We start from the raw sequence: 6769 nt of genomic DNA, 5'->3' as shown, positions 1-6769 counted from the left end.
TCTTGTGGACTGCGATTATCTTTTGTTTTAAATGAGCCGCTTTGGCTTGATTGCGTTATCCAACGGTCCAATGCTGATGGTGTCAAATCATATTCTGCAACGATTTCACTACGTGATTTACCATGTTGATAAAGACTAACCATTTGGTGTTTAAAATCATCTGTGAATGTTCGTCTTTTGCGTTTAATCTTATTCATATTTGTTCCTTTTTTAGTTGTGATAAGTTTACCTCACCCCTTAAAAAAGTTGTATGATTTAGTGTAGCCGATCCATTTTTCAAATGTCACCCTTTACTTACCCAGTCATTAGGCTGTTTTTATGCTTACCCCCCATAATCTTAAACTTTTAATATAAAGTGTTCACCACTATTCACCAACCTAATATTAATTTATATATATCAATATATTATATACTTATTATATATATTTTTTGGTGTTCACTAGTACTCACTACTGTTCACTACTATACACATTATTAAAATAATCTTGATCCTGTAATTAACTAATTGAAATATAAATATATTTAGATAGCGTTATTTTTTTATTAAAATAAAATAAAATAATTATTAATCATAATGTTAAGTTAGGATGATTTTAAGGTTGATCCAGGGCTATTATTAGAGGAAAAGAATAAATGCTCTATGGTGATTTCCACCATACAGGTATTACATTTGCAATCTGCTAAAAAGCCAGCAGGTTTATTAAATTGAATTACTCAACCATAGCTATTTATGGTTACCCATTTAGTAATAGCAGTCAAAAAAATTATTTCAATTCGCGGTTTTGCATAAAAAGGAGGGTGGGCGGTTTAGAACGTATAGGGTCGAAGGAATTTACTCCCCCCTCCTCTTGGTTGGTTTAGTGAATTTTTGGACACGTTAGAAAGCAATCTAATAATTCGCCTTATTGGATTATAATAGCCTTATTATTAGTAAGTTAGGTGGCAATATGGCAGGGCGAAAATCAAAGATAAAGGACATGTTAAAACTAGGGCAAGAGTATTTACATAAACAGGGCTATATCAAAAATGGCGAAATCATTCCCTCTATGGCTGGACTGGCTTTATATGCTAACTGTTCAAGGTCTAGTTTATATAATTATGCGAGTTCAAGCGAAGAATTTAAGGACATGTTAGAACTTATCAAAGCACGCCAAGAAGTCGAGTTAATTAATAAAGGCTTAAAAGGTGAGTTTAACGCAAGTATTGCCAAATTGATGCTTGCTAATCATGGTTATTCTGAAAAGCAGACATTAGATCACCAATCTATGGGTAGTAGCATTATAGCCAAATCTAAACCAATGCGCATAGAACTAGTATCGCCACCATCAAAGGGTTTAACCCCCTGACAAGCAAAGAGCATAAACTTGTTACCTGCTCAAGTTTTAGATGCTCAAATTGAGCCACTTCCTATGGAATTTAGATATCCGAGAATCCATTTAATATATAATCCCTAGTACTTATATAGGTATCCATTCAGGTATCCAGTGAAACTACTTTAAATTAATGGATACTAATCTAAGCAAAAGCGGTAATAATTGCTAATGCTTGCTTTCACAGAAAAATGGAAACCATTGCTTAAGTAAACCATACCTGATTAAGATTCAAAAGACAGTTATCTTCATTATGAAGACAGCTTATAAAATTCTTTCATAAAGTTTAATTTAAAGAAAATTAAATATTTATTATTGTTTTTCTCATATTGATTTATATTCTTTTTTAAACAGTTAAATACATATTGATATAACAAAATAGAGCTATATAATATTACACGACTTGTGTAATTGTACTTTTTAGGAGGCGTAATATGGCTACATCATCATTTAGCAAAACGTTTGTTTTGGCTGATTCTAGTGGCATTGACACTCTTATTGAGCTAGATAAGGCACCAAATAAAATTAAAACTCGCGATAGAGATAACAACACTGAATCTCGAAAAGCAGTAGACGCTTTAGCAAAGGTTCTGAAAAAATAATCAAATAAATTGTAATCATAATGTTACCTATATCAACAATTTGTTTATAGCCTATTTACTTGGATCGTTCAAATCGCTTATACTTTGCTCAAGTTAATAGCGTGAGCTATGGACAAATCCACACAAAAAGAGGTTTCAAATTATGTTTAATGAAGAAAAAGTCGCTCAAATGGCAGGATATTTGCTACAAAAAAGAGGCGGACGAATGAACTTATTAAAGTTAATGAAACTTTTGTATCTTTGCGACCGCGAATCTATGAATCTTTATGATGAGTCTATGTCAAATGATCTATGGTTTTCTTTAGATCACGGACCTATATTATCTAGAACATATAATTTAATGAACGGTTCTTCTGATAAGCCTAATGAAGGGTGGAACAAGTGGATTTCTGATAGAGAAAATCATGATTTATCTTTAAATTTTGAACCGAGTGAGGCAGACTTTTCAGAGCTTTCAATTGCTGATTTAAAAATAATGGATGCTATTTATGATAAATTTGGCCATTACAATAGATGGCAACTTGAAAAATATACTCATGATTTTTGTCCTGAATGGACTGATCCAAAAGGAAGTTCAATTCCAATTAACCCACTATCTTTATTTGAAAAGTTAGGAAGAAGTCCGAAGCAGTTGGAAGATCTTTCCGAATGGATTAAAGAATTGGATGATATGGATAAAATCGCATGCCACATGAGATAGCGAAACAAATAATAAGAAAAGGAACTATATTATCTCGTGCCATGTCGGAAGATAAGCATCATCTTTATTTTATATGTCATGACCCTGTGTATATTGAGGAATATAGAAAGGATGTTTTTCTTTCAGTAAATATAACTACAATAAAAGAGGGAAAGTATTTTGATCCTGCTTGTGTTTGTAGTGTAGGTGATCATCCATTCATCAAAAATGATAGTTACGTTATCTACAACAAAGCAGAGATATTTGGTGTTGACTCTGTAATTTCTAATATTAAAAATAATTTCGCTAAAATAAGCGATCCTTGTTCTGATGAACTATTTATTAGAGTTCTAGAAGGGTTTAATAAGTCAGAAAGAGTTAAAAATCATATAAAAAAACATTTCGATAAGTACTGTACCTAACTCGCCATCAGGTAGTTTTTTCATTCCCAAAACCCATTCCATGTATATAAACACAGTGCTATAATGTACCTAACTGTATATTAATGTATTATTTGCGTCTAGGCTGATCCCCGAACATTCGCAACCCTAGCGAACTGGCGCAAATATCTATTAGGGGCGTGAGGGGCGTATGAATCATTCTAAATTACTGACATTAAAAAGATATGTGACCTTATCAGAGGCTGCTGAACGATTAACTAGATTATTTGGGGAATCAGTTACAGTTATTGATATTTTAGAGTGGGTTTTAGATAAGAAAATAGTTTTATCGGTTAAATTTCCTTATGGAGTAAAAGTAATTGCTTGTAAATACGGGGAGCATAGGCAGCTACAAAGTGATTTCGATAGAATGATATTTGGAATGTTTCATGCTCCCAAAGAGCTTAGAAATGAACATTCAAGAAATACAGAAGAATATAAAAAATTAGAGATGGAATATTTAAAGGATCGATATAAACATCTGCTTTCTAATCTACAAGAAAAATATGAAAATGAACAGCCAGATATATATCAAGAATATTTAAAATATAAAGACAAATTCACATTTGATTTTTATATGGAAGAGCTAGTTTTAGTTACAAAAGGAACTATTGGTAAATCATTTTATTTAGATAAGGATATTTATGATTTTCCTTTGGTAGGAACAGAAAGAGCTTGGATTGAAAATCTTATTTCTTCATTAAAACAGCATACTGTAGTTGAACGATTTGGGATTGATGGTAGCTTTCTTCTCGATGAAGATGGAAATATTTTAAGTCTTAGAGAGCGGTTTGAGAATAGCCCAGAAGATTATCCTGCAGATAATTTACCAGAGGATCATGAGTTGGTTATTACGACCAAGCATTTATTAGAGTTTGAACAGTCTTTAATGGGAAATGATGATAGTATTGACTATAAATATTCACAATTATTACTTGCTTCAATATTGAAAATTTTGAAAGAATCTAGCCCTAAAAAATGGACTCAAGGGGAGTTATCTGATTTGATTTCAGAACAATCACAATTCAAGGGATTAGGAAAAAGGAAAATTGATTCTTTCTTTTCTCAATGTAATAAATTATTAGATAATTCAATAAAATAGGCTACTAATATTTTGCATGCAAAAATTTAATTTTGTGTGCAATGATATATTTTATTAACAGTTATATCCTTTACCTGTCTTTAAACATCAGGAGAATATAGCTAATGACCAATCAAATCCTATCCAAAAAAGAAGTAAAAGCTTTACTACATTTCAAATCTGACACTAGCCTTTATACGCTAGAACGGAAAGATGAAACCTTTCCCCAAAAAATCAGAATAGGCTTGCGCCGTGTTGGCTATCGAGCTGATGAGATTTACTCTTGGCTTGAATCTCGCAGAGTAGAACGCCGCGAGGTAGCATAATGGTGATAAAACAAAACCCTCTATATCGTGAAATAATCGAGGGCTTAGATTGGAACTTAGACGCCTCCAATCATAGCCAATCTGATTATAAAAAGCTACCTAAAAAGCCCAGAGCTTACCTATTAATTGCGTGTACTGGTGACAATGGTATTACCGAAAATGAGATATTGCGCACCTGTAGGCTTTCTAGTGGTAGAAATTATTGTTCAGAACTCGAAAGAAAGTTAGGCATCACATTAAAGCGCATGGATGAACCTAATACCGACGGTATAGGCTCACACTATCGCTATTACCTAGCCAATAAGGAAGATGCTCAAAAGGTGGTTAATCTGATTCTTAGTTATGAAAATAGCTTATTAACTGAATCGGATATCAGCCAAATTTTAGCACTTTATCCAAGCAAAGCAGCTTAATTAATTGATTTTATAGCAAAGCTCATTTTTGAGCTGACGGTATCCCTTTGCCTAAATTTAGCTAAAAGAGGGATTTTTCGACAAGTTAGGAGCAATACTTATGACAGATTTTAATAATTTAGTACCAGTAACCGAAACACAATTAAACGGTAAATTACAGCAAACAGTTAGTGCAAAACAATTACATCATTTTCTTGGTGTAGGGCGTGATTTTTCTACATGGATAAAAGGGCGTATAGAACAATATGGCTTTATTGAAAATGATGATTATGTGGTTTTTGATTCCCCCGAATTGGTGAATCAAAGTATAAAAAACAAACAGCTTAATAAAAGGGAAACGGTAAGAGGCGGAGACCGTAGAAGTATTGATTATCATCTAACTTTAAACATGGCTAAAGAATTAGCAATGATTGAAAACAATGAGAAAGGACGAGCAATAAGAAAGTACTTTATACGTTGTGAAGAACATCTTAAAGAAATCGCGCCAACAATCCAGAAGAAAGCACTTAATCGATTAAAAGCACGTTTAAAAGTCGCAGATTATAGCCGTCCTATGTGTGACGCTTTAACAGAGCAACGTAAAGCACTGGGGAAAAGCGCAAATAACACCGTATTTACTAATGAATTCGATATGATTAACCGCATCGTATTAGGTACTACATCAAGCAAATACAAGAAAGTGTAATAACCTTGCGATTAATCTTACTACCGATGAAATCTATCACTATCAAGATAACGCATGGCAACCTATAAGCGATAAACTATTAATGCGAACGCTAGCCGATTTATTCACTCAATCAGGCGAGCCATTTAACCCTATGCGAATTAGCTCAGCGGTTGAATCGCTCAGGTTATCACTGCCTATAATGGGAACACCTCAGAAAGATTTAATCTGCTTTAAAAATGGCGTATATGAGCTAAAAAGCCAAACCTTTAGACCTCATAATAAGCAAGATTGGCTATTAGTCAGTAATGATATTGATTACTACCCTGCCAAAGAAAATGAATCTTTTGATACTCACGCGCCAAACTTCGCTAAATGGCTAAAAAGAGCATCAGGCAATCAAGATAAGGCTAAAAATATCTTAGCTGCGCTATATATGATATTGGCTAACCGTCATGACTGGCAATTATTCTTAGAGGTTACAGGCGCAGGTGGTAGCGGTAAAAGTGTTTTTGCTGAAATTGCGACGATGTTGTCAGGTAAAAACAATACTGTAATAGGCACTATGGACGCATTAGAAAAGGCAAGGGACAGAGCCTTAATCGTGGGTTACTCATTAGTCATATTACCCGACCAACCGCGTTATATGGGCAGTGGTGCAGGATTAAAAGCAATGAGTTTACCAGTCCAGCAGAAGCCAAAGAAAGACTACACCAGCAACAACAATCAGACGAAGCGACGGCGATTAAACGCGAATCTGACCACTTGGTAGATTTTTGTAGTTATCTTGATGTGTTGGATCATCCCAATGGTATGCTTATGGGTAATTTAGGCATAATATGTAATAGTCTTTACTTAATCTGACGTTTAAGTTATTTTATAACACAAAAGGAGAGTCAGAAATGAATCAAACAGCCAAAATTATTAAACCTAAATTAGGACTACTAGAATTAGCTAAGCAACTCGGTAACGTTCAACAAGCTTGCAAAGTCATGGGATACAGTCGAGATAGCTATTATCGCTTTAAAAAATTGTATGAGCAAGGGGGTGAGCTTGCGCTTCAAGAAATCAGTCGTAAAAAGCCTATCGAAAAAAATCGGGTAGAGCCACATATAGAACAAGCCGTTGTTAATATGGCCTATGAATATCCAGCTTATGGGCAACATCGAGTTGCCAATCAACTTCGTCAAGAAG

General features: G+C 33.9%; 11 protein-coding genes. 10 read left to right on the top strand and 1 reads right to left on the bottom strand.

The features are described from left to right. Nucleotides 1-197 (bottom strand): transposase (locus GA0061080_RS11700; protein ID WP_141683162.1); only part of this gene is annotated, 197 nt, incomplete at its 3' end. Between the two features lie 750 nt (nt 198-947). On the opposite strand from GA0061080_RS11700, the gene GA0061080_RS11695 reads away from it, so the two are divergent. The 10 genes from GA0061080_RS11695 to GA0061080_RS11655 all read left to right on the top strand — a co-directional run. Further along, nucleotides 948-1346: a terminase small subunit gene (locus tag GA0061080_RS11695; protein ID WP_091125926.1), complete on the top strand. Its 399-nt coding sequence runs from the start codon at nt 948-950 to the stop codon at nt 1344-1346. Between the two features lie 458 nt (nt 1347-1804). Continuing rightward, complete coding sequence (locus GA0061080_RS12675) at nt 1805-1972, top strand: hypothetical protein (RefSeq protein ID WP_167349240.1); 168 nt, start codon at nt 1805-1807, stop codon at nt 1970-1972. 142 nt (nt 1973-2114) lie between these two features. Then, nucleotides 2115-2672, top strand: a complete 558-nt coding sequence (locus tag GA0061080_RS11690; protein WP_065574190.1) for a Panacea domain-containing protein — start codon at nt 2115-2117, stop codon at nt 2670-2672. Next, nucleotides 2657-3073, top strand: coding sequence for a hypothetical protein (locus tag GA0061080_RS11685; RefSeq protein ID WP_091125923.1), 417 nt, complete (start codon nt 2657-2659; stop codon nt 3071-3073). Before GA0061080_RS11690 ends, GA0061080_RS11685 begins: the two co-directional genes overlap by 16 nt. A 169-nt stretch (nt 3074-3242) precedes the next feature. Beyond that, nucleotides 3243-4193 (top strand): hypothetical protein, encoded by a 951-nt coding sequence (locus tag GA0061080_RS11680; RefSeq protein WP_091125920.1) that lies wholly within the window; start codon nt 3243-3245, stop codon nt 4191-4193. Between the two features lie 104 nt (nt 4194-4297). Further along, nucleotides 4298-4498: a helix-turn-helix transcriptional regulator gene (locus tag GA0061080_RS11675; RefSeq protein ID WP_091125917.1), complete on the top strand. Its 201-nt coding sequence runs from the start codon at nt 4298-4300 to the stop codon at nt 4496-4498. After that, nucleotides 4498-4911, top strand: coding sequence for a PM1773 family protein (locus GA0061080_RS11670; protein ID WP_091125913.1), 414 nt, complete (start codon nt 4498-4500; stop codon nt 4909-4911). The genes GA0061080_RS11675 and GA0061080_RS11670 overlap by 1 nt, the downstream gene beginning before the upstream one ends. 100 nt (nt 4912-5011) lie before the next feature. After that, complete coding sequence (locus tag GA0061080_RS11665) at nt 5012-5596, top strand: antA/AntB antirepressor family protein (protein ID WP_091125909.1); 585 nt, start codon at nt 5012-5014, stop codon at nt 5594-5596. Between the two features lie 82 nt (nt 5597-5678). Then, on the top strand, nt 5679-6347 hold the full coding sequence (locus tag GA0061080_RS11660) for a hypothetical protein (RefSeq protein WP_091125905.1): 669 nt from the start codon (nt 5679-5681) through the stop codon (nt 6345-6347). Nucleotides 6348-6477: 130 nt separating this feature from the next. Next, the coding region (locus GA0061080_RS11655) for a helix-turn-helix domain-containing protein (protein ID WP_141683161.1) at nt 6478-6769 on the top strand (292 nt) is incomplete at its 3' end.

This window comes from Gilliamella intestini (assembly GCF_900094935.1).
GTDB lineage: Bacteria > Pseudomonadota > Gammaproteobacteria > Enterobacterales > Orbaceae > Gilliamella > Gilliamella intestini.
Note: the sequence above shows the minus strand (reverse complement) of the source record. Positions and strands in the feature narration are given on the sequence as shown.

Excerpts from the sequence above, each read along its gene's own strand:
- GA0061080_RS12675 (WP_167349240.1), top strand. The coding sequence starts at position 1,805 with ATGGCTACATCATCATTTAGCAAAACGTTTGTTTTGGCTGATTCTAGT.
- GA0061080_RS11695 (WP_091125926.1), top strand. The coding sequence starts at position 948 with ATGGCAGGGCGAAAATCAAAGATAAAGGACATGTTAAAACTAGGGCAA.
- GA0061080_RS11680 (WP_091125920.1), top strand. The coding sequence starts at position 3,243 with ATGAATCATTCTAAATTACTGACATTAAAAAGATATGTGACCTTATCA.
- GA0061080_RS11660 (WP_091125905.1), top strand. The coding sequence starts at position 5,679 with ATGCGAACGCTAGCCGATTTATTCACTCAATCAGGCGAGCCATTTAAC.
- GA0061080_RS11685 (WP_091125923.1), top strand. The coding sequence starts at position 2,657 with ATGCCACATGAGATAGCGAAACAAATAATAAGAAAAGGAACTATATTA.
- GA0061080_RS11675 (WP_091125917.1), top strand. The coding sequence starts at position 4,298 with ATGACCAATCAAATCCTATCCAAAAAAGAAGTAAAAGCTTTACTACAT.
- GA0061080_RS11665 (WP_091125909.1), top strand. The coding sequence starts at position 5,012 with ATGACAGATTTTAATAATTTAGTACCAGTAACCGAAACACAATTAAAC.
- GA0061080_RS11670 (WP_091125913.1), top strand. The coding sequence starts at position 4,498 with ATGGTGATAAAACAAAACCCTCTATATCGTGAAATAATCGAGGGCTTA.
- GA0061080_RS11690 (WP_065574190.1), top strand. The coding sequence starts at position 2,115 with ATGTTTAATGAAGAAAAAGTCGCTCAAATGGCAGGATATTTGCTACAA.